Annotated in this window: 15 protein-coding genes and 1 tRNA gene; 2 read left to right on the forward strand and 14 right to left on the reverse strand. The window is 71.0% G+C overall.

Features of this window, described 5'->3' with window-relative positions; all coding sequences use genetic code 11:
- Positions 1-26: 26 nt before the first annotated feature.
- Genes thrB through argS form a run of 5 tightly spaced genes read right to left on the reverse strand, consistent with a single transcriptional unit; the run spans position 27 to position 6,481 of the window.
- The gene (thrB, locus tag ABIE38_RS06015) at positions 27-989 is read right to left on the reverse strand and encodes a homoserine kinase (RefSeq protein ID WP_354054469.1); all 963 of its coding nucleotides are present in this window, start codon (positions 987-989) and stop codon (positions 27-29) included.
- Positions 986-2,068: a threonine synthase gene (gene thrC / locus ABIE38_RS06020; protein WP_182636489.1), complete on the reverse strand. Its 1,083-nt coding sequence runs from the start codon at positions 2,066-2,068 to the stop codon at positions 986-988. The genes thrB and thrC overlap by 4 nt, the downstream gene beginning before the upstream one ends.
- Positions 2,065-3,417: a homoserine dehydrogenase gene (locus ABIE38_RS06025; protein WP_354054470.1), complete on the reverse strand. Its 1,353-nt coding sequence runs from the start codon at positions 3,415-3,417 to the stop codon at positions 2,065-2,067. Before ABIE38_RS06025 ends, thrC begins: the two co-directional genes overlap by 4 nt.
- A complete protein-coding gene (lysA, locus tag ABIE38_RS06030; protein ID WP_354054471.1) occupies positions 3,414-4,832 on the reverse strand; it encodes a diaminopimelate decarboxylase in 1,419 nt (472 codons plus the stop codon). Before lysA ends, ABIE38_RS06025 begins: the two co-directional genes overlap by 4 nt.
- Positions 4,829-6,481 carry an arginine--tRNA ligase gene (argS, locus tag ABIE38_RS06035; RefSeq protein ID WP_354054472.1) on the reverse strand — a complete coding sequence of 551 codons (1,653 nt, stop codon included), beginning with the start codon at positions 6,479-6,481 and terminating at the stop codon, positions 4,829-4,831. The genes lysA and argS overlap by 4 nt, the downstream gene beginning before the upstream one ends.
- 190 nt (positions 6,482-6,671) lie before the next feature.
- Here argS and ABIE38_RS06040 point away from each other — a divergent pair.
- Positions 6,672-6,747, forward strand: a tRNA-Arg gene (locus ABIE38_RS06040).
- A gap of 77 nt (positions 6,748-6,824) precedes the next feature.
- Here ABIE38_RS06040 and ABIE38_RS06045 read toward each other — a convergent pair.
- The 5 genes from ABIE38_RS06045 to ABIE38_RS06065 form a co-directional block, all read right to left on the reverse strand.
- Positions 6,825-7,304: a MarR family winged helix-turn-helix transcriptional regulator gene (locus ABIE38_RS06045; RefSeq protein ID WP_354054473.1), complete on the reverse strand. Its 480-nt coding sequence runs from the start codon at positions 7,302-7,304 to the stop codon at positions 6,825-6,827.
- Between the two features lie 74 nt (positions 7,305-7,378).
- The gene (locus ABIE38_RS06050) at positions 7,379-10,012 is read right to left on the reverse strand and encodes an AAA family ATPase (protein WP_354054474.1); all 2,634 of its coding nucleotides are present in this window, start codon (positions 10,010-10,012) and stop codon (positions 7,379-7,381) included.
- Complete coding sequence (locus ABIE38_RS06055) at positions 10,009-11,196, reverse strand: metallophosphoesterase family protein (RefSeq protein ID WP_354054475.1); 1,188 nt, start codon at positions 11,194-11,196, stop codon at positions 10,009-10,011. The genes ABIE38_RS06050 and ABIE38_RS06055 overlap by 4 nt, the downstream gene beginning before the upstream one ends.
- Before the next feature lie 59 nt (positions 11,197-11,255).
- A complete protein-coding gene (locus ABIE38_RS06060; protein WP_354054477.1) occupies positions 11,256-12,029 on the reverse strand; it encodes a hypothetical protein in 774 nt (257 codons plus the stop codon).
- Complete coding sequence (locus tag ABIE38_RS06065) at positions 12,026-14,944, reverse strand: DEAD/DEAH box helicase (RefSeq protein WP_354054478.1); 2,919 nt, start codon at positions 14,942-14,944, stop codon at positions 12,026-12,028. Before ABIE38_RS06065 ends, ABIE38_RS06060 begins: the two co-directional genes overlap by 4 nt.
- 170 nt (positions 14,945-15,114) lie before the next feature.
- Here ABIE38_RS06065 and ABIE38_RS06070 point away from each other — a divergent pair, with 170 nt between their 5' ends.
- Complete coding sequence (locus tag ABIE38_RS06070) at positions 15,115-15,876, forward strand: HNH endonuclease family protein (protein ID WP_354054480.1); 762 nt, start codon at positions 15,115-15,117, stop codon at positions 15,874-15,876.
- 50 nt (positions 15,877-15,926) lie between these two features.
- On the opposite strand, the gene ABIE38_RS06075 is transcribed toward ABIE38_RS06070, so the two are convergent.
- The 4 genes from ABIE38_RS06075 to ABIE38_RS06090 all read right to left on the reverse strand — a co-directional run bounded on the left by ABIE38_RS06075 (position 15,927) and on the right by ABIE38_RS06090 (position 21,903).
- Positions 15,927-18,134 carry a DEAD/DEAH box helicase gene (locus tag ABIE38_RS06075; RefSeq protein WP_502914721.1) on the reverse strand — a complete coding sequence of 736 codons (2,208 nt, stop codon included), beginning with the start codon at positions 18,132-18,134 and terminating at the stop codon, positions 15,927-15,929.
- A gap of 54 nt (positions 18,135-18,188) precedes the next feature.
- A complete protein-coding gene (locus ABIE38_RS06080) occupies positions 18,189-19,355 on the reverse strand; it encodes an MFS transporter (RefSeq protein ID WP_502914722.1) in 1,167 nt (388 codons plus the stop codon).
- A 65-nt stretch (positions 19,356-19,420) separates the two neighbouring features.
- Positions 19,421-20,755: a M20/M25/M40 family metallo-hydrolase gene (locus ABIE38_RS06085; protein WP_354054484.1), complete on the reverse strand. Its 1,335-nt coding sequence runs from the start codon at positions 20,753-20,755 to the stop codon at positions 19,421-19,423.
- Positions 20,752-21,903 carry a type III PLP-dependent enzyme domain-containing protein gene (locus ABIE38_RS06090; protein ID WP_502914723.1) on the reverse strand — a complete coding sequence of 384 codons (1,152 nt, stop codon included), beginning with the start codon at positions 21,901-21,903 and terminating at the stop codon, positions 20,752-20,754. The genes ABIE38_RS06085 and ABIE38_RS06090 overlap by 4 nt, the downstream gene beginning before the upstream one ends.
- Positions 21,904-21,933 lie beyond the last annotated feature (30 nt).

The raw sequence follows: 21,933 nt of genomic DNA on the forward strand, positions 1-21,933 counted from the left end.
GGCCGTGAACCCCCGTCGTGCGGGCCTCACTCGCCGTCGAGGACCCGGGCACCCTCCGCGATCCGGAGATCCAGGACCTGCCACCCCTGCGCCTCGGCGTCCCCGCGCAGGTCTGCCGGCAGCGCGGAGGTCCCCAGCACCAGGACGGTGGGGCCCGCACCGGAGACCGTCGCGGCGAGTCCCCGGTCCCGCAGCCGGGCGATCCACTCCGTGGTGCCGACGAGCGCCGGGGCCCGGTAGGACTGGTGGAGCCTGTCCTCGGTCGCGGCCAGGAGGAATTCCGGGTGCGAGGCCAGGGCCACCGACATCAGCGCGGCCCGACTGGCGTTGAACGCCGCGTCCTCGTGGGGGACCATCTCCGGGAGCAACCCCCGGGTCTGCGCCGTCGACGAGGTCTCGGACGGCACCAGCACCGTGGCGACGATCGTCGGATCGACGTCCATGCGCACCGCGCGGTAGGTCACGGCGTTCGCGGACCGCTCGGTCCACGAGACCACGACCCCGCCGAGGACGCTCGCCGCCGCGTTGTCGGGATGACCCTCGAATTCGCTGGCGAGCTGTACCAGGTGCTCGTCGGTCAACACGCCGCCCATGAGACCGTTCGCCGCGACCAGTCCCCCGACCGCGGCGGACGCGGAGGACCCGAGACCCCGGGAGTGCGGGATCGCGTTGGTACAGGTGATCCTGACCCCCGGGGCGCCCGTGCCGCCGGCCCGCAGTCCCGCCTCCACCGCCTTCGCGACCAGGTGGGAGGCGTCGGCGGGAACCTGTCCGGCTCCCTCGCCCGAGACCTCGAGTTCGAGGCCCGAGCCGATGGTGGTCACCGTGATGGTGTCGTACAGGCCCAGTGCCACGCCCAGGGCGTCGAAACCCGGTCCGAGGTTGGCGCTGGACGCGGGCACCTCGACGGTGACCGAGCGACCGACCGGCAGGATACGTCCCCCGGAGCTGCCGAAGACCTCGGGACCGGCACCGATCACGTCGCTCATTCCAACCCGAGAGCGCCGGCGACGGCGGTCGGATCAACCGGGATGGCCTCCACCTCGGGCATGCCCAGGAGGGCGGTGTCCGGGTCCTTCAGCCCGTTACCGGTGACAGTGCAGACGATCGTCTGACCGGGCTCGAGTTCCCCGTTCGCGTGCGCGTCGAGCAGTCCCGCGACCGACGCCGCGGAGGCCGGCTCCACGTACACGCCGTCCTTGCCCGCGACGGTGCGGTACGCCTCGAGGATCTGCTCGTCGGTGCGCTTGCGGAACGTGCCGCCGGACTGGTCACGGGCGGCGACGGCGCCGTCCCAGGACGCCGGAGCGCCGATCCGGATGGCGGTGGCGATGGTCTCCGGGTTCTTGACCGGCGCACCGTCCACGAGGGGCGCCGCGCCCGCGGCCTGGACGCCCATCATCCGGGGGCGGGTGGAGACGATGCCGTCCGCGTGGTACTCGCTGTAGCCCTTCCAGTACGCCGTGATGTTTCCCGCGTTGCCCACCGGGAGGAAGTGCAGGTCGGGTGCGCGTCCGAGCACGTCGACGATCTCGAACGCGGCGGTCTTCTGGCCCTCGATCCGCACCGGGTTGACCGAGTTGACCAGGCCGATCTCCGCGTAGGTGGCGGTGGTCTTGCGGGCCAGCTCCAGGCAGTCGTCGAAGTTGCCGTCCACCTGGATGATCGTCGCCCCGTGCATGACCGCCTGCGCCAGCTTCCCCGCGGCGATCTTGCCCTGCGGGATGAGCACCGCGCAGCCCATCCCGGCGCGGGTCGCGTAGGCGGCGGCCGAGGCGGAGGTGTTCCCCGTCGAGGCGCACAGGACGGCCTTCTGGCCCCTCGCCCTGGCATCTGTGACGGCCATGGTCATGCCGCGGTCCTTGAACGAACCCGTCGGGTTGAGGCCCTCCACCTTGAGGTAGACCTCGCAGCCCGTGACCCCGGAGAGATAGGGCGCCGGGAGGAGCGGGGTGCCGCCCTCGAAGAGCGTCACCGGCTCCCAGGTGTCCCCGATCGGGAGCCGGTCGCGGTAGGCCTCGATGAGGCCGGGCCAGCGATGGTGCACGGGCTGATGGGTGCTGCTCATTCGGTGTCCACTCCCTCGAGTCGGATGACGCTGGTGATGACCGAGACCGCGTCCTGATCGGAGAGCGCGGCGACCGTGTCGGCGAGCGCGCGCTCCGAGGCACGGTGGGTCAGGACGGTGAGCTCCGCGGTGGGCTCGGAATCGTCGAGCTCCGACTCGGGGAACTCGACCTCGGTCTGCCGCACCTGGGCGATGGACACCCCGTGGCGGGAGAACTCGGCGGCGACCAGCGCGAGCACTCCGGGCTTGTCGGCCACGCGCATCCGCACGTGGTACCGGGTGGAGACCTCGTCCATCGAGGCCACGGGGAGGGCAGCGTAGGTCGACTCGCCGGGTGCACGACCCGAGTCCACCTTGTTGCGGGCCGCCGCGACCATGTCACCCAGGACAGCGGACGCGGTCGGGGAACCTCCCGCACCCTGCCCGTAGAACATGAGACGACCGGCCGCCTCCGCCTCCACCACGACGGCGTTGAAGGCCCCGTTGACGGTGGCGAGCGGATGGCTGTTGGGCAGCAATGCGGGGTACACGCGCGCCGAGACGGCCTCGCTGCCGTCCTCCCGCTGCAGCTTCTCGCAGATCGCGAGGAGCTTGATGGTGCAGTCCATGTCGCGGGCCGAGGCGAAGTCGTCGGGCGAGATCCTGGAGATCCCCTCCCGGTAGACGTCGCCCGCCGTCACCCTGCTGTGGAACGCGATCGAGGCCAGGATCGCGGCCTTGGCCGCCGCGTCGTACCCCTCGACATCCGCCGTGGGATCGGCCTCCGCGTACCCGAGCCTGGAGGCCTCCGCGAGGGTCTCCGCGTAATCGGCGCCCGTGGCCCCCATCGCGGAGAGGATGTAGTTGGTCGTGCCGTTGACGATCCCGAGGACACGCTCGACCTGGTCACCGGCCATGGAGCGACGAAGCGGTCCGATCACCGGGATCGCGCCGGCCACGGCCGCCTCGAAGTACAGGTCGGTGCGGGTCGAGTCCGCGGCTTCCGCCAGCTCGTCGGTGTACTCGGCCAGCAACGCCTTGTTCGCGGTGACCACGGCCTTGCCGTGGCGGAGCGCCTCGAGCAGGAGGGGACGGGGTACGTCGATGCCGCCCATCAGTTCGACGACGACGTCGACGTCGTCCCGGGAGACGAGCGAGGCCGGGTCCGCGGTCAGGAGCTCCGGGTCCACCCCGCGATCGCGGGTCAGGTCGCGCACCGCGACACCCCGCAGGGCGAACGGGGCCCCGATGCGGGAGGCCAGAGCCTCCGCGTTCTCCGTCATGTAGCGGATGACCTCGGTTCCGACGGTGCCCATTCCGAGCACCGCCACTCCCACGGGTCGCACGCCTGACGCCGTTGCGTCGCTCACTGTCCCACCTCCAGGCTCGTCAGATCGTCCAGGGTTTCACGTCGGAGCACCAGGCGTGCCCGTCCGTCTCGGACCGCGACCACAGCGGGCCGCCCGATCAGGTTGTACCGACTCGACATCGAGTAGCAGTAGGCGCCGGTCGCCGCGACGGCCACCAGGTCACCCGCTCCCACGTCCTCCGGCATCCACAGGTCACGCACGACCACGTCACCGCTCTCGCAGTGCTTGCCCACGAGCCTCGCCACGACGGGTTCCGCCGACGAGGCGCGGCCCACCAACCGGGCGTCGTACACGGCGTCGTACAACGCCGTCCGGATGTTGTCGCTCATCCCGCCGTCGACACTGATGTAGCGGCGACTCTCCCCACCCGCGAGCTCGACGTCCTTGACCACGCCGACCTCGTAGAGGGTGACGGTGCCGGGCCCGGCTATCGCCCGGCCGGGTTCGACGACCAGCGTGGGAGGCGCGAGGCCGACGTCCCGCGAGAAGCCGTCGACGATCTCCGTCAGTGCGGTGGCCAGCTGGGCGACCGGAGGCGGGTCGTCGGAGGCGACGTAGCTGATGCCCAGTCCGCCTCCCAGGTCCAGGTGATCGAGCTGGGCAGTGCGTTCGACACCGAACTCGTCGACGATGTCGCGCAGGAGGCCGATCACGCGGCGCGCGGCGAGTTCGAAGCCGTCGACGTCGAAGATCTGGGAACCGATGTGGCTGTGCAGGCCGGTGAGCCGGATGTGCGGTGCCTCGAACACCCCGCGCACGGCCTCCATCGCCGCACCGCCCGCGAGGGAGAACCCGAACTTCTGGTCCTCGTGGGCGGTGGCGATGAACTCGTGGGTGTGCGCCTCCACGCCCACCGTCACCCGGATGAAGACGTCCTGGACCACTCCTTCTTCGGCAGCGATGCGGTCGAGCAGCGCGATCTCGGACATCGAATCGAGGACAACGTGTCCGACCCCGCTGCGCACGGCGAGCCGGAGTTCGTCGGCGGACTTGTTGTTGCCGTGCACGGTGATCCGGTCCGTCGGGAACCCCGCACGCAGGGCCACCGAGAGCTCACCACCGGAGGCGACGTCCAGGCTCAACCCCTCCTCCGCCACCCAGCGCGCCACCTCGGTACACAGGAACGCCTTGGACGCGTAGTGGACCCGATCGGCGCCTCCGAAGGCCTCCGCCATCTCGCGGCAGCGGGAGCGGAAGTCGTCCTCGTCGATGACGAACAACGGGGTGCCGAACTCGGCCGCCAGGTCATCCGCCGCGACCCCGGCGAACTCCACCATCCCGTCCCCTCGCCGACCCGCACCGCGCGGCCAGACCGCCGGATCCAGCGCCATCACCCCGCCCGCGTCGGTGGGACGCTCGCCGATCCCGGGCGCGTGCGGGAACTCGTGCCGGGATCCGGCCGGGTGCGCGCTCACATCTTCTCCGGGGCGGTGACGCCGATCAGCCGGAGTCCGTTCGCCAGCGTCTGTCGGGTCGCCGTGCTGAGCGCCAGCCGGGCGGCGTGGAGCGGCCCTGCCTCCTCGTCACCCATCGGCAGCACGCGACACGTGTCATAGAAGCGGTGATAGGCACCGGCGAGCTCCTCGAGATACCTGGCGACCCGGTGCGGTTCGCGCAGCTCGGCGGCGCTCGCCACGACCCTGGGGAACTCACCGATGGTCCGGATGAGCGCGCCCTCGCGGTCCTCGACCAGGAGCGCGAGGTCGGCGGCGTCGGTGGTGACCCCCAGGTCGGCGGCGTTCCGGGCGAGGGAACACAGGCGGGCGTGCGCGTACTGAACGTAGAAGACCGGGTTGTCGTTGGTCGCAGACGTCCACAACTGCAGATCGATGTCCATGGTCTGGTCCACCGAGGACCGGATGAGCGCATACCGCGCGGCGTCCACCCCGATCGCGTCCACCAGGTCGTCGAGCGTGATGACGGTGCCGGCGCGCTTGCTCATCTTGACCGGGACACCGTCCCGCACGAGGCTGACCATCTGCCCGATGAGGACCTCGATCGCCGCGGGATCGTCCCCAAGTGCCGCCGCCGCGGCCTTGAGTCGAGCGATGTACCCGTGATGGTCGGCACCGAGCATGTAGATGCACAGGTCGAAGCCGCGGTCCCGCTTGTCCAGGAAGTACGCGATGTCACCGGCGATGTAGGCCGCGTTGCCGTCGGACTTGAGGACCACACGGTCCTTGTCGTCCCCGAAGTCCGTGGAGCGCAGCCACCAGGCACCCTCGGACTCGTACAGGTTGCCGTTGCCCTTGAGCACCTCGATCGCCCGGTCGACGGCGCCGGAGGTGAACATCGAGTTCTCGTGGGTGTAGACGTCGAAGACCGTGCCGAACTCCGCGAGCGACGCCTTGATGTGGGTGAACATCAGATCGACGCCCGTGGCGCGGAACGTCTCGAGCCCCTCGGCCTCCGGCTGCTCGAGGACGTCGGGGTGCTCGGCGACGACCCGGGCGGCGATGTCGTCGATGTACGCACCCGCGTACCCGTCCTCCGGTGTCGCCTCGCCGCGGGCCGCGGCGGCCAGCGACCTGCTGAACCGGTCGATCTGGGCACCGTGGTCGTTGAAGTAGTACTCCCGGGTCACCTGCGCGCCGGACGCCTCGAGGACGCGCCCGAGGGCGTCGCCGACCGCCGCCCAGCGGGTGCCACCCAGGTGGATGGGGCCGGTCGGATTGGCGGAGACGAACTCGAGGTTCACCCGACGACCGGCCATCGCGTCCCCGGTGCCGTACGCCTCGCCCTGCTCGATGACGGAGGCCACGAGCGAGCCCTGCGCCCCGGAGTCGAGGCGGATGTTGAGGAATCCGGGGCCGGCGATGTCCGCCGACGCCACGCCCGGATCGGCGGCGAGCGCGGTGGCGATCTCCTGCGCCAGGTCCCGCGGGGAGGCTCCGACCTTCTTGGCCAACTGCAACGCGATGTTGGTGGCGTAGTCGCCGTGTTCCGGGTTGCGCGGGCGTTCGACCGTCACCGTGTCCGGGACCACCGAGATGTCGGCTCCACGCTCGGCGAGAACGGTGATGAGAGCGGCGCGGATGACGGCGGCGAGGTCGGCGGGAGTCACGTCTTCCTATCCTAGGTGTCGGCACGTCGGCAGCGGAATCGGACACCGGCGTCCGGCCCCCCTCGCGACGCGGGCGGGCCCGATGCGGTCGCGATCCCGCCCCGGTGCTACGATCGGTCTCGCTGTTCAGCAGGGCGGTTCGAAGTAGTCGCCCGGCGATCGGCCTCCGGCCCGACAAGGCCGGTATCCCGCCCTCGTAGCTCAGGGGATAGAGCGTTGGTTTCCGGTACCAAAGGTCAGGGGTTCGATTCCCTTCGGGGGCACCACGACAGCGGGGCCCGGGCTTCTCAGCCCGGGCCCCGCTGCTATTTCCGTTCCTTCTCCGGCGCGACTCCGGACCCGATCAGCTCGGCAGGGTGATCCCGTCGACCTCGCCGATGCGCGTGACCACCCGCTCGAAGATGTCGGTCAATGTGCCGACCTCCTCCTCGGTGAGCACGTCGACCAGAAGCTCTCGGACCTTCTCCACGTGCATGGGGGCGACCCTGGCGATCGCCTCGGCCCCCTCCGCGGTGAGCGTGACGATCGTGCCACGGCCGTCTTCCGCACACTCCCCCTTGGCGACGAGTCCCCGAGCCTCCATCCGCCTGACCTGATGCGACACACGGCTGCGGTCCCAGCCCAGAGCCGCCCCCAGATCACGGGCGCGCAGGCCCCGACCATCCGCCTCGCTGAGGCTGACCAGCACCGAGTAGTCGGACTGTGACATCGACGCGTCGCGCTGGAGCTGGCGTTCGATCGCGAGATCGAGCAACTGATTGACTTCCCGGTATCGGCGCCACATGCACTGTTCTTCATCGCTCAACCAGCGTGTCTCGCTCATGGGGCTATTACAGCACGGCGGCCCGCCGATGCGTCCTCCAGCCACCGGCCCGCCGTCGACAGGTCGGACCGCCCTCAGTCCCGGGTCGAACCCGACCTGCGCATGACGTGGGTGCGCGCGCTGCCGACACCCGCGAATCGTGAGCGGTCGCAGGTGAGGACGATGACCTGTGACGTGGAAGCCGCGGCGGCGATGACCGCACCCATCGTGAGGCGACGGGAGGGATCGGTGTACCCCATGGTGTCGTCGAGGAACACGGGGACACCGTTGTCCCCCACGAGTCTGGCGCAGGCGATTCTGACGATCACGGCCAGCTGTTCCCTGGCACCACCGGACAGAGAGTCGTAGTCGACGGAGACGCCCCCGATCCTCCGGCTGAGAATGGTGAGGTCCTCCCCCAGGCGCACGTCGAACTCGCGCCCGTAGACCAGTCGCCCGAGTTCGACCACCGCCCTGTGGAACGGTTCCTGGTAGGCCTGGAGGGCCTCGGACCGTCGGTGCTCGAGGGTCCGGTAGAGCAGGTCCGCGGCGCGTGCCCGCCGCCACAGGGCGGAGTTCTCCCTCTGCGCGGCCTCGACCTCGCGTTCCGCCACCGAGACGTCCCCGAGTCGTCCCTGGTCTCCGATCGCGTTCACCCGACCGAGCGCGGTGGCCACCGCCGACGCGCACTCCCTCTCCTCCGCGACGAGCGCGGCCAGCGAGGCCCGCGCGTTCTCGAGGAGTTCCGGCGGGGCGTCGGCGAGTGTGTCGTCCAGTCGGGCCCGCGCCTGACGCGCGGTCTCCCTTCTGGAGTCCACCTCGAGCGTCGTCCTCTCCACCGCGGCCTCGAGTTCCCCATCCGGCGTCACGGCCCGTGCGGCGGCGAGCGCGTCCTCGCACCCCTGCAGCCGATCCGCGGACTCCGCGGCCAACGCGCCCCGCGTGGCGAGGTCGGTTCTCAGCGTCTCGGCCTCGGCCGAGGCGGCCCGATCCTCCGAGCGGCACCTGATCAGGTCCTCCTCTGCCGAGGCCGACTCCGCTGCCGGGTCAGATGAGCCACCGTCCCCGGGCTCACCAGGGCCGGTGGGGGGCCCTGCCGACTCCTCGGTGTCCGACTCCACCTCCGCGGCGAGGATCGCCCGTCGTCTCGTCAGATCCTCGGGGGTGTCACCCCGGAGCAGATCCGTCCTGCGTCGCCGGTGAGCTGCGATGTCGGCTCGGAGCGCCTCCGCTCGCCGCTCCCGCCGCTCGGCCTCGGCGAGCGATCCGCAACCGCACTCACGGAGCAGCGTCTCGAGTCGGGACCTGGCCGTCGACTCCGCGCGGCGGACGGCCTCGGTGTCGCCGGCGGGGACGACGGTCAGCGACACCGTTCCCACCTCGAACACGGTGTCCTTGACGATCTCGCGCTCCCAGCCCACGGACGCGTCGATCGTCTCCTCCCCGACGCGGGCCGTTCCCTCGCCCGCCACCGCCACCCTCGGGGCGCTGGCCGCACTGCGGACCACGGCTTCGCGCAGGGCGGTGTCCGCGGTGCGGATCCGGTCGACGGTTCCCCCGGGAAGGTCGACGGTCGCGAGCTTGGCTTCCTTCTCTTCGAGTTCCCGTCCGACCGTCGCGAGGGTCTCGAGAAGGGAATCGAGGGCGGTCAGGTCGGCGCGACGCCGCTCCTGTTCGCGCGCGTCCCGCTCGGCGTCGACGAGCGCGCGGGCCCTGGTGACCCGCTTCTCGGCCGCCTCCAGGGCGGCCCGCGCCTCGCCGGCCCTGATCTCGGCAGGCTCCAACCTCCGCGTCGCCGCCTCCGTGGCGGACCGTAGGTCGGTGTCCCTGGCCAGCTCCTCCTGGTGCCGTGCGATGAGGTCCGTGCGCTCCCGGTGAAGCCTGTTCGCCGCGTCGTGCGCCACCGTGGCGCGGTCGACCTCCGCTTCGGCGGCACGAAGGGCCTCACGGAACCGCGCCACGGTCCGTCCGGCCTCCTCGAGGCGCTCCACCTCCACCTCGACGGCGGCCAGCGAGGATCGCCTGGCGGCGTGGGCGGCGGAGTGGTGCGCGTGCTCGGTCACCGCGGCATCGAGTTCGGACAACCCCGCCCTGGCGTCGTCCAGCGCCGTGCGTGCGGCCGCGAGCCGGGTCTCCGACCGCGCGAGCTCGCCGGTGGGCTCCCCGCGTCGTGCCGTCAGGTAGCGGTGACGTTCCTCCGCGACCCGGGTGACGAGCGTGTCGTCACCTGTGGGGGCGGCCCCGCCGGCCGCGGTGTCCAGGGCTCGCCGCAGCGACTCCATCCCCTTGCCCGCCTCCACCTGGCCGATCGGCTCGTCCTGGGCGATACGCAGCGCTCTCCACAGGGACCTGTCCACCCGGCGGTCCAGGAGGTCCCGCACGTAGTCGTGGGCGTCGTCACCCGCCAGCGCCACCTTCGCGGACTCCGGGAACTCGAGCGACGTGCGTTTACCGCGCACGAACTCCTTGCGGTACCGCATCCTCTCGCGGTCGATCGTGAACTCCGCCTCCACCACCACCGGGACGTCACGACCCACGGGGCTCGCGGCCTTGATCTCCGCTCGGCCGGAGGAGGCCTTGTGCTCGAGGAGCATCTCCAGTGCATCCATGAGGCTCGTCTTTCCCGATTCGTTCGGGCCCTCGATCACGAAGACGCCGCGGGGGGGCACCTGCACCTCCTCCTGATCGACGCCTCGGAAGTCCTCGATACGCAGCCGGTGCAGGATCACCTCACGCCTCCGTCCACGAGCCGGTACAGCAGGCTGAGCGCGTTGCCGGCGTCCTCGGCATCCGATCCGTTCGAGGCCGCCTTCTCCACGAGATCCTCAACCGCGCGCCCGGCATAGCCGTCCACGAGGTCGGTGAAGTCCGAGTCCTCCGCGCGGACCACCAGGTGGGTGAGCCGCTCTCGCAGGTATGCGGCCGCGAACAGCTCCGCCCACGTCTCCAGGAGATCGTCGATCCTGGCCCGCAGTGCCACCCCGACTGTCCCGGTGAGGCCCAGCTTGAGGACCGTCCTGGGTTTGTCCTCGATCGCCTCGATCCGCTCGGCGAGCGCGTCGAGATCCGACTCGGTCTCGATCTCCGCGTTGATCGCGAGGAAGGACCACCGTCCGGTCCGGACGGGTGTCACCACACAGTCACCCCGTCCGCCGGTGGGGCCCCGCGTCCCGAGCTCGACGAGGAGAGCCTGACCGGACGCCCTCTCGACGTCGTCGAACGCTGTGGTCTCGGGGCTTCCCGAGAACCAGATCCTGTCGCCGGCACCGACACGGGTGACCGAGTGCCTGTCGCCGAGTGCCACGTAGTCCAGGTGTCCCGACCCGACGGCGCTCTCGAGATCCGCGACGCGGATCGCCTCGACGGACGGTGAGTCACCGCCGTAGACCTCGTCGGTGCCGCCGTGGGCGACGAGGATGCGCAGGGAGTCGGTCGGGCCGAGGTCGGCGAGCAACGCGGGGAGACGGGCGGGATCCGGGCGCTTGGAGGTCCACGGGACGCCCACCACCTCGACTCCGGGGATTATCTCGACGGGTTCGGCGTCGCAGATGACGGTGACGGCACCGCCGTCCACGGCCGAGGAGAAGTCCCGGCACCTCAGTACCGATGACACGTCCAGCGGATCGTGGTTCCCGGGGAGGATGAGTACCGGTACGGGGAAGGCCGCGAGAACCTCCGCGGCACGGAGCACGACCGACCGGGGAACAGCGTTGTCCTCGAACGCGTCGCCCGCGACCACGACGAATTCGGCGCCGTGCTCGCGGGCGAGGTCACCCAGCGACGCCACCGCGGCGAGTCGGTCCGCCGTGTACACCGCCTGTGACTCTGTCCCGAGGAATCGCCGTGTCATCCCCAGCTGCCAGTCGGCCGAGTGGAGGAATCGGATCGTGCCGCCGTCCCGTCGCCTGTCCATGGCCGCATCGTAGGTGGGGGCTCCGACAGTGCTGCGGCGGGATTCGCCGAGCGGGTGGGTCACGAGCGCTGATCCCGTGGCCGATACCGGGTGAACGCGTCGAGGAAGTCCTCGAGGTCGGCCACCACCCGCAGCTGCTCGAGTGGATCCCCGGTCGCGGCCGCGGCGAGCCTCCTGGTGACCGGTGCGTCCAGGAGATCCTCCAGACCTGCCGGGGTGGCGGTGGGGACGGCGGGGAGAAGTGGATCCCGGCCCCACAAACTCTCCTCCACGTCGAAGGCGACCGCGCCGTCGGCCCCGTCCGCATTCCCTCCCAGCACGGCGCCCAGCGTCTCGGCCCGCAGTCCCCGGAGTGCGAACATCACCTCCGGGGTGGCGTCCCACCACTCCACGAGCACGTGGGCGGCGGACAGGACGTGTCGACACGGGCCCGGCTGGACCGGACACCGGCACGAGTACCGGGTGGCACCGTTGACCGCCGGGAGCAGGAGGAATCCGACCGTGTCGGAGAACTCCCCGGAGAGCGCACCCAGCACTCCTCCTTCCTCGCGGCGGAGTGCCGTTCGCAGCGCCTCGGTGTCCGTGGCGTCGAGCGGGGCGAACTCGAATTCCACGGTGAACGGGTCCGGTTGACTGCCGTCGACGTCGCACCGCACGATCCGGCCGGAGTGCTCCAGGGAGAGCACCCTGCCGTTGCGCGCGTCCTTGCGGCCGAGGAACGCCTCTCCGCGGCTCACACCCGACTCGAGGTCCGAGGACCACCGCCGACTCCACATGTGCGCCCCGAACGGACCTGCCTTGGACCTGGTGGGGATCCCGTCTCTCCCGCTCATGTCTCGTCCGTCCCCTCGTCGGTCAGCGCGACGAGTGAGGCCAGATCGGCGTCGGTCAGTTCGGTGAGCACACCGGCGAGGGGGCCGAGCGTCAGATCCGCCAGCTCTCGCTTGGACTCGAGCAACTCGTCTATCCGGTCCTCCACCGTCCCGGGCGCCACCAGGGTCCGCACCTGGACCACCCGGGTCTGCCCGATCCTGTGGACGCGATCCGTCGCCTGGTTCTCCACCGCGGGATTCCACCACCGGTCCAGATGCACGACGTGATTGGCCTCGGTCAGCGTGAGCCCGGTCCCGCCCGCACGGAGGGACGCGAGCATCAGGGGCGGACCGTCCGCGCTCTGGAACTCCTCGACCATAGAGGCCCGACCGCCCGCGGTGACACCGCCGTGGAGGAACGGAACCCCGGTCGCCGCCCGGCGCTCCAACAGCGGGAGGATCAGATCTCCGAAGGCACGGTACTGCGTGAACAACAGGACCTTCTCCCCCGCGTCGAGGATCTCGCCGAGGACCTCGTCCAGTGCCGCGAGCTTCCCGGACCGGTGCCGCCCACCACGTAGCAGCGAGGACCCGTCGCCGAGATAGTGCGCCGGATGGTTGCACACCTGTTTGAGCGCGGTGAGACCGGACAGGATCGCTCCCTTGCGGGCCGCACCCTCGGAGTCTTTCACCTGCTCCATCATGTCCTCTACGACCGCCTGGTACAGGGTCGCCTGTTCGCGGGTCAGGGGCGAGTCGACCCTGATGTGTTGCTTGGCCGGCAGATCCGCGGCCACGAGCGGGTCCGACTTGAGTCGGCGCAGGACGAACGGGGCCGCCAGGGCACGCAGCCGGGTGGCCGCGGCCTCGTCTCTGTGCGATTCGATGGGGACCGCGAACCGGGCGCGGAAGGTACTGGCCGACCCGAGCAGTCCCGGGTTGGCGAAGTCGAACACCGCCCGTAGTTCGTCCAGCCTGTTCTCCACCGGGGTCCCGGTGAGCGCGATCCGGTGCCGGGCTGGGATGGATCTGATCGCCCGGGACACCGCGGTCGCCGGGTTCTTGACCGTCTGCGCCTCGTCGGCGACCAGACGCCGCCACTCCACCCCGGTGAGCAGATCGACGTCACGAGCGGCTGTACCGTACGAGGTCAGGACGAGGTCGGAGTCCGCCATCCGCTCGGCCGCGCCCTCGCCCCGGTCTCGCCCCTGTCCGTGATGGACGTGGACCCGGAGGTCCGGCGCGAACGTCGACGCCTCACGGGCCCACGTGGCCACCAGGGTGAGCGGCGCCACCACCAGTGTCGGTCCGGACCTCCCGGCCGCGTGTTCGACCGCGGTGAGCGCGAGCACCTGCATCGTCTTGCCGAGGCCCATGTCGTCGGCCAGGACCGCACCGGTCTCGGCCCGGGAGAGCGCCGAGAGCCACCTGACACCGTCCAGTTGGTACGGACGCAGGGTGGCCCGGAACCACTCCGGGAGCACGACCGGGGACGACGACGAGGGGATCCAGTCGAGGGTGCCCGGCGACCGGACCTCGACACCCTCCGCCTCCTCGGACATCAACGCCCCGACCAGGGCGGGTGCGGTCGTCCGCCGGCCACGCCTGGCGGCGAGGAAGCGTGCCGCCCGCCGGAGCGCACCCGGGTCCGCCCGGACCCACTGGCCACGGAGCTTGACCAGGTCCGACGCCGCGTAGAGCAACATCCGGGCCTCGGTGGCGTCCAACGGGCTGTCGTCGACCACCAACTCCCAGTCGACGTCCGCCAACTGTTCGAGACCCAGCCGGTGCCCCGAGTCCACCGACTCGGTCCCGGGCTCCTTGACGGCCAGCCTGACCGCGGTCCTGATCCTGGTCCAGGCCCTCGGCAGCAGGACCTCGACCCCGCGGCCCCGCAGGGCCTCGACCCCCTCGTCGACCAGGTCGACCACGAGGTCGGTCGGCAGGAGCAGATCGGGAGCACCGGCCGCCTGTGTGGCCCGCGTCAGCGGCGGCCACGAACGGACGGCCCGGTCGATCACGTCGCGAACCGGTCCGTCCACGGAGGAGGTGTCGTCGAGGTCGGAGAACGGGCGGAGCGAATCGGCGCCCGTCCGGACCAGCACCTGCAGTCGCCAGAGGACACCGGGGTCCTGGGAGCGCTTCCTCGGCGAGCCGTCAGCCGGGTCGTCGTCTACGGTGTCGCCGAGCATCACGCCGCTGTCCACCTCGGCGTCGTCGGAGGGTTCGACCACCCGGAACACCACCTCGACGTCCTTCGCGGCGGCCGCCCGGCCGAACTCGCGGACGGCATCGGCCAGGCCCTGACCGCCCGAGGTCACCTGACCACCGGTGACCAATGCGTCGCCGAGTTCACTGTGGCGGTCCGCCGCCAGCGGTGCCAACGCCGTGCGGGCGTGGTGGTCCGCCAGCGCGGACAGCAGCCGGACCAGTTCCTCGCGCGTGGCGACCAGACCGTGGCTGCGCTGGAGGCACTCGGTGATCCACGCCCCGATCACCGGCGAGGCGACCAGATCCCAGGACGCCTCCCACCCCCCGTCCCGGCGGGTGAGACACGGGACCACGTGGCCCGAGGCCACGAGGGCCGCGACACCCGCGGACAGGGCGGAGAACGCCCGCAGACCCGACCCGACCCACGGGTCCTCGGCCCCGAGAAGGCGACACAGGTCGATCGCGGCGCCGACGGAGATCCGGATCCCGGGCACCGTCGCCGATCTGGCCCTACCGTCCACGACGGCACGGACGCCGATCCGGTGGGAGAGCTTGTAGCCGGAAAGGAGCTCCACCACCGCATCCGGGGCCCCGGCACGGCCCACGGCGGTCACAGCGGCAGCCGGCGCCACCGAGTGCGGGCGACGCAAGCCCGTGTCGCACCACAACCCCACGACCCCGGACTGCCACACGGCGTGGAGACGGGGATCGGCGGAGGGGGTCACGACGACATGTAAGCACGCCCGTCTGACACTGCACGCCGGTCGGGGCCGGGCAGGGGCCCCGACGGCCCTCCCACACCCCGGTTACCCACACCCCTGGCGCCTCCACAGGCCCCGGGCTGCGTGCACCGTCGAACAGTCTCCCGGGGCGTGGGGTCAGCCACACTCACCCCGTGACCGACCACGTGCCCGCCGGCCCCCGACCCGGGACATCCCGGCGTGTCATCCCACCGGTCGGCGCCAGGGCACTCGGCCTCACGATGGCGATCGTGGCAGCGATCTGCGGCGTGATGTGGTGGGCCGATCCGCGGACCTCGGCCCCGGGCAGCCCCGGACGGGACCTCGTCGAACCCCTGCTCGTGCGGGTGGACGTGGTCCCCGAGCGGGTCAAGGTCCCCGGGTACGAGCGGGCCTGTTCCGGAGCGTCGGCATGCGTGTTCGGCCCGGCCTGGAGCGACACGACGGGAGCACCGGGTTCGGGAAACGGCTGCTCGACGCGTCATGACGTACTGGCCCGTGACCTCGGGGGCACGACACCGGTGCCCGGGTCGGGGTGCTCGGTCGACGGCGGGATCCTGGTGGATCCCTACACAGGCCGCGTGATGGACGTCGGTGGCTCCGGTCTCCGGGGGATCCACGTGGATCACGTGTATCCGCTCTCCGCGGCATGGGACCTCGGCGCCTGGAGTTGGTCAGCCGAGCGGCGCGCCGCGTTCGCCAACGACGTCGACCGCAACCTCCTCGCCGTGACCGGGTCGGTGAACAGCAGCAAGAGCGATTGGACACCGGAGGAGTGGATGCCACCGGACCCCGGAAGGCACTGCTTCTACGCGGCCCGATACCTGACGGCAGCGGTCGCGTACGGTCTCCCGGTGACCGAGGGCGACCGGGAGGTGCTGGAGGTGGCGGTACACCGCTGCCCTCCCGGCCGGTGACGGAGGGAGGGCAGCGTCGGTGTGGTCGAACGGGCCGGGACCCGGTCGGGTCAGTACCGGTCCGACCCACCGCCCGAGCGGCCGCGGAATCCCCCACCGCGACGGTCGTCGCCGTCGCCGCCCCGCCGGAATCCCCCACCGCGGTCGTCACGACGCTCGCCGCGACGGTCATCGTCCCGGCCACCACGGTCGCCCCCGCGGGGACGGCCACCACGGTCGTCCCTGCCCGCGGACGGGCGACCGGCGGGCGGGCCGGAGTCCGGTCGGATATCGATCTCCGAACCGGCTACCCGGATGCCGCGCATCGATTCGATCTGATCCCGGGACAGACCCGCCGGGAGCTCGACGATCGAGTGGTCGAACCGGATCGAGATGCGTCCGATGTCGCCGCCACTGAGTCCGGCTTCATTGGCCAGGGCGCCCATGATGGATCCCGGCTTGACGTTGTTCCGCTTGCCGACAGCGATCCGGTACTGGGCCATGTCCTTGCCCGTCCGCGAGGGGCGGGGGCCGTCCGAGAAGTCGCGGCCCGGACGCTCGCGCCGGTCGTCCCGGCGAGTGTCGCGCGGGTTGTCCTGCCGTTCACGTCGCGCGGGACGCTCCGGCTCGCGCATGAGGAAGTCGGCGGAATTACGGGACTGCGTGGCGAGAGCGGCAGCGATATCGGCCATCGAGACGGAGTGCTCGTTGGCGTACTCCTCCACCAACCGGCGGAACATCGCCAGGTTCGGATCATCGAGGCTCTCGGTGATCGACTGCCCGAACTTGGCCATCCGCATCTCGTTGACGTCGTCCACGCTCGGGAGCTGGATCTCTGTCAGCGGCTGACGCGTGGCCCGCTCGATCTGGGAGAGCATGCGACGCTCCCGCGGTGTGACGAACAGCAGCGCCTGACCACTGCGGCCGGCGCGGCCCGTACGGCCGATCCGGTGCACGTACGACTCGGTGTCGTGCGGGATGTCGTAGTTGACCACGTGACTGATCCGCGACACGTCGAGTCCACGGGCGGCCACGTCCGTAGCCACGAGGATGTCGGTCCGGCCGTCCTTGAGCGCCTCGATGGTCCGCTCACGCAGGTTCTGCGGGATGTCGCCGTTGATCGGTGCGGCGGAGAACCCGCGCGCCCGAAGCTTCTCCGCGAGTTCCTCCGTGGCCGACTTGGTCCGGACGAACAGGATCATCGCGTCGAAATCCTCGACCTCGAAGATCCTCGTCAGGGCGTCGAGTTTGTCCCGGTGATTGACCAGGACGTAGCGCTGATGGATGTTCGGGGCGGTGGAAGTCTTGGACGCGACCTTCACCTCCGCCGGATCGGTGAGGTACTTCTGCGAGATGCGTCGGATGGCAGAGGGCATGGTGGCCGAGAACAGTGCGACCTGGGTGGTCTGCGGGGTGTCCGAGAGGATTCGCTCGACGTCCTCCTGGAACCCCATCGCGAGCATCTCGTCGGCCTCGTCGAGGACGAGGTGGCGCAGACCCGACAGATCGAGCGTGCCCTTCTTCAGGTGGTCGATCACCCGGCCGGGTGTGCCGACGATGATCTGTGCACCCCGCCGCAGCCCGGACAGCTGGATGCCGTAGGCCTGGCCACCGTAGATCGGTAGCACGTTGACCTGCGGCATGTTGGCGGAGTAGGTGATGCACGCCTCGGCGACCTGCAGCGCGAGTTCACGGGTGGGGGCGAGCACGAGCGCCTGCGGGCTCTTCACCGACGGGTCGATCAGCGAGAGAATCGGCAGGGCGAAGGCCGCGGTCTTGCCGGTACCGGTCTGCGCCAACCCCACGACGTCACGGCCCGCCATCACCAGAGGGATGATGGCCGCCTGGATGGCGGAGGGGACCTCGTACCCCACGTCCTTGACCGCCTGGGAGACGGCCGGGGCCAGCCCCATGTCGGCGAACGTGACCGCGTCATCGTCGCCGGTGTCGGCGGCGGGCGCGCGATCCACCGACTCGCCCCTGCGGGGCGCGCGCTCGACCGCCTCCTCCACGACGGGCGACTCCGGGGCCGAGGTCTCCTCGGTGGGTGCCTCCGGGGCCGGCGCCTCGTCGGCGGGCGACTCCCGGTCCGACGCCTCCTCCGCGGGCACCTCCGGGGCCGGCGTGTCCCCGGCGGGCGCCTCTGCGGCGGCCTCGGCCTCGGGGGGGACGCGGTCGTCCGCCGTCCCGGCGGTGTGGTCGGTGGTCTCTGGGGCGCTGGCGGCGGTCTCGACCTCGTCGCCGGCAGTGGCGGTACGGTCCTCGTTGTCGTTGCTCATGAGGTGACTCATGCTACGGCGTCGGTGGCCCCGTCCGCGACACGGCAGCGCAGGTCACTCCCCCGTGGTTCTCCGGATCAGGTGCTCGTGGGTCTCCTTGGCGACGAGCCACGGGACCACCGCGGCCAGCAGCAGACCTCCCGAAAGCGCGAATCCGGCGGTGTAGCCGAACAGGTCCACGACGAGACCCACCAGCACCGGACCGAGGATCGCACCGGAGTCGCTGGCCATCTGGAAGGTCGCGAGCACCTTCCCGCCCGCGCGGTCCGCACCGATCACATCGGCGACCGAGGCCTGTTGTGCCGGGTTGAGCACCCCCGCCCCCATGCCCGCCACGACCGAGGCGGCCACGAGGAGCGGAACGGTATCGCACCAGCCCAACACGAGTGTGGACACTCCGGACACCAGCAGGCCACCGATCACCAGTGGCCGTCGTCCGTACCTGTCGGACAACCACCCGGCCACCGAGATGACGGCCGCGGTACCCACCGCGAAGGAGGCGAGCGCGGTGCCGGCGATCCCCGCGCCGGCGTCGAAGTTCGCGGCGGCGAAGAGCGGGACGATCGCCACCCGCACGCCGAAGGAACTCCATCCGTTGACGAAACTCGACACGAGCGCGGCGCGGTACCCGCTGTGGCGGAGCGCCTCGCGCACCGGCAGCGCCTCCTGCTCTTCCGTCCCGTCGTCCGCCGAGGGTCGGCGACCTCCCCGGAGGAACACCGCCACCACTCCGGTCGCGACGAGCAGGGTGAAGGAGTAGACGAAGAACGGCACCCGCATCCCGAAGCCGGCGAGCAACCCGCCGAGGACCGGCCCGCCGATGTTGCCGATCAGGAAGGCGGTGGCGTAGAGCCCGGCGATCCGTCCTCTGGCACCGGGTGGCGAGAGGCGGGTGAGCAGGGCCATCGCGGAGATGGTGAACATGGTCGACCCGAGTCCACCGAGTCCTCGGAACACCAGCAGCTGCCAGTAGCTCTGGGCGACGCCCGTGGCCAGGGTCGACACCACCACGATAAGCAGGCCCGACATGTAGACCCAACGTTCGCCCAGGCGGTCCACGAGGAACCCGCCGGCGGGAGCGAACACCAGGCGGAAGAACGCGAAGGCGCTCACGACCACCGATGCGGCGGTCACGGAGACGTCGAAGCTCCGCGCGTACTGCGGGAGGACGGGCGCGACGAGACCGTAGCCGATCGCGACGGCGAAGGCCGCCGCGACCAATACCCACACATCTGCGGGTAGCGGTGTTCGCGGCTGCGCGGTCCGGCTACCCGAGAACGGACCCCTCACGCCGACCGGAGCACACGGGTCAGAACGTCGGCGCCGAAGTGGAGCGCGTCGACGGGGACTCTCTCGTCGACGGCGTGGAAGTGGCCGAAGACGTCGAACTCGTCCGGCACCCGCAGCGGGACGAAGCCGTAGCCGTGGATCCCCAGCGGTGCGAGGTGTTTGTTGTCCGTGCTCGCCGGCAGGAGGTACGGCACGACGAGGGAGCCGGGGTCCGACTCGCGGACCGCCTCCCGGATGACCGAGACCAGCGGGTCGTCGGCGGGCGCGGCGATCGGCGGCTGCCAGATCCAGTCGACCGCCACGTCGGGTCCGAGCTCGTCCTCGATCTCCGCGCGGAAGGTCTCCTCACCACCGGGCAGGACTCGGCAGTCGATCTCGGCGAACGCTTCGGAGGGGATGACGTTGGTCTTGTACCCGGCGGACAGGACGGTCGGTGAGGCGGTGTGCGAGAGCGACGCCTCGACCAGCGGGCCGAAGTGCCCGAGCACGTCGAGGTGCGCGGGCAGGTCCGCGACGTCTCCGCTCGACCCGGCGATCTCTCCGACCGCCGCGGCGAGGGCTGTGTTGGCCTCTGTGGGTGCGACGGGGAAATGCCGACTCGCGACCCTGTGGACGGCACCCGCGATCGCCGCGACCGCGTTGTCCGAGGTCGGGCGGGACGCGTGGGCCGCAGCACCCTTCGCGCTCACCCGCGCCCAGGCGACGCCCTTCTCCGCGACCGCGATCGGGTAGAGCCGCCGACCCGCCACGGGTACGGACCACCCCCCGACCTCGCTGAGTGCGTGGGTCATACCGTCGAAGATGTCGGGACGTTCCCGCACCACCCACTGCGCCCCCATCGTCCCGGCGGCTTCCTCGTCGGCGAAGAAGGCGAGCAACAGGGGTCTGCGCGGGACGATGCCCTCACGGCGGTAGTGACGCACGACGGCCAGCATCATGCCGATCATGTTCTTCATGTCCACCGTTCCACGGCCGTAGAGCCAGCCGTCGCGGATCTCGCCCGCGAACGGCGGGACCGTCCAGTCCTCGGCGACCGCGGGCACCACATCGACGTGTCCGTGCACGACCAGTCCGCCGGCGGCCGGGTCCGACCCCTCGACGCGGGCGAACAGACTTCCGCGACCGGGCACGGACTCCACCAGCTCGCTCGGGATCCCCACCTCGTCCAGGTACTCCGCGATGCGTCGGCACACGCGGGTCTCTCCGTCGCCGATCGTGGCGGCGTCGCCCGTGTTGGTCGAGTCGATGGACACCAGGTCAGCTGTGATCGAGACGGCCTCGGAGTACAGGAGCTCCCGCATCTCGTCGGTCATCGGCACGGTGTCCGTCATCCGAAGCACATCCCTTCCCCACGGTAGGTGGGCCAGCGATCCACCACCGCTGGTCCCTGTGCAGTCTCGTCCACCACGTGGATCGTGTCGAACCGCTCGCAGACCTCCCCCGCCTTGGCGTGGCGCCACCAGGCGCGGTCGCCTATCGCCACCTCCCCACGCACGGGGGTCTGCACCTCCCCGGCGCCCTCCCTACCCAGGTAACGCAACCCCGCGGGGCGGACGGGGACGGGCAGCCGATCCGGCCCCGGCACCCCGGAGGCCACGTACCCCCCGTAGAGGAAGGTCGTCAGGCCACGAGCCGGGGTCCGGACCGCCGGGAGGGCGAAGAACAGCGAGGGCCGCGGCGTGAAGGACCGGTAGCGGTCGAACAACCCGGGGACGAAGAGACCCGATCCGGCGGTCACCTCGGTGACGGCGGGGTCCGCGGCGCTCTCGGCGATCGAACCGGACCCACCCGAGTTGACGATCTCCGGTCGCTCACCGGTGACGTCGGCGACCACTCCGGCGACGGCCCCCCGGATCCCGAGCAGACGGCGCATGGACAGTGTCTTGACCACGCCGATACCCCTGACGTCGTCGGGGACGCCGGCGACCTGTGCCTCGTAGAACATCACCCCGACCACCCGGAACCCCGTGGCCACGGCTCGACGGACCAGCGGCTCGACGTCGGCGGGGCCCCGCAGCGGTGACCGCCTGACGCCCAGGTGCAGGGGACCGAACCGGAGCGAGGCGTCCACGTCGACGCACACCCTCGCACCCGCGGCACCCGACTCGCGGGCGATCTCCAGCTGGCGTTCGTCGTCGACCATCAGGGTCACCGCGTCGAGCGCGGCCGGATCCGTCCCCAGCCGCGCGAGCGCCGCACGGTCGACCGTGGGGTACCCGAGCAGGACGTCGTCGCACCCCGCGTCCACGAGCCACAGGGCCTCGGTGAGCGAGTAGGCCATGATGCCGCGGACCGAGTCGTCACCCCGGAGCCCCGGACCGAGGGCCTCCTCGAGCACCCCGCGCGACCTGACGGACTTGCTGGCGATCCGGATCCGCGTCCCGCCTGCTCGTCGCCGGAGGTCTGCCAGATTCGCCCGCAGGGTCGGCAGGTGGAGCGCGGCGAGCGGCGCGTCCAGTGCGGCGGTTGCAGTGTCCACGGAGTCCACGGCGTCGGTGCCGCGCCCGGA

The sequence above is a fragment of the Dietzia sp. 2505 genome (assembly GCF_040546785.1).
Taxonomy (GTDB): Bacteria; Actinomycetota; Actinomycetes; order Mycobacteriales; family Mycobacteriaceae; genus Dietzia.